Source organism: Flammeovirga aprica JL-4, assembly GCF_012844305.1.
In the GTDB taxonomy this organism is placed as follows: Bacteria; Bacteroidota; Bacteroidia; order Cytophagales; family Flammeovirgaceae; genus Flammeovirga; species Flammeovirga aprica.
In genome coordinates, this window is sequence record NZ_JABANE010000385.1 from 1 (window position 1) to 619 (window position 619).

The following is a 619-nucleotide window of genomic DNA, read 5'->3' on the forward strand; positions in this document are numbered from 1 at the left end:
TTAAGTTAAGACTTTAAGTAATGGAACCCTCGGTCGTTCGAAGGTTCCCTATAGTGCTACCTAATTGCCTGAGACCTTAGGCGAACGCGAAGTCAGACTCTAAGATATCGCGCAGATTCAGGTCACCTTTGGCCGGGACCGCAGGCATTTTGTCCAGTTGAGACTCGTGCAGCTGGTCAGCGAACTGGTCATAAAAGTCAGCGATTACATCGTTGTCCTCGTAGGTCTTGACCATCGTCTCACGGACTGCCTTAAAGAGATTCCCGGCGTCCGCTGGAATGGTCCCGAAGGAGTCGTGAATGAGCGCGAAGGAGTCAATCCCGTAGACCTCGTTAGCGTGCACTACGGTCATGCGCAGGTGACTACCATCCTGTGAGTGCACAAAGTTAGGCGCGATGCCCGACTCTTGCTTGTGCGCGTCAATCTCTTTGGTGTCCCCTTTGTTGTACGTCATGAACACGTTGGCCTGACCCAGAAACGTCAGCTTCAGCCGCGCTTGGTCACGCTTGTGGTATTCCTGCCACACCGGGAAGCCGTCTGGTGTTACCCAGTGGATTGCGCAGCGCTTACGAAGTACCTCTTTGGTCTTCTTGTCCTTGACTTCAGCAGCCAGAAGCTT

1 protein-coding gene is annotated in these 619 nt (G+C 53.2%); it reads right to left on the reverse strand.

All coding sequences use genetic code 11. The features are described from left to right. Window positions 1-76: 76 nt before the first annotated feature. Window positions 77-619 (reverse strand): DNA-directed RNA polymerase (locus HHU12_RS34505; protein ID WP_205960103.1); only part of this gene is annotated, 543 nt, incomplete at its 5' end.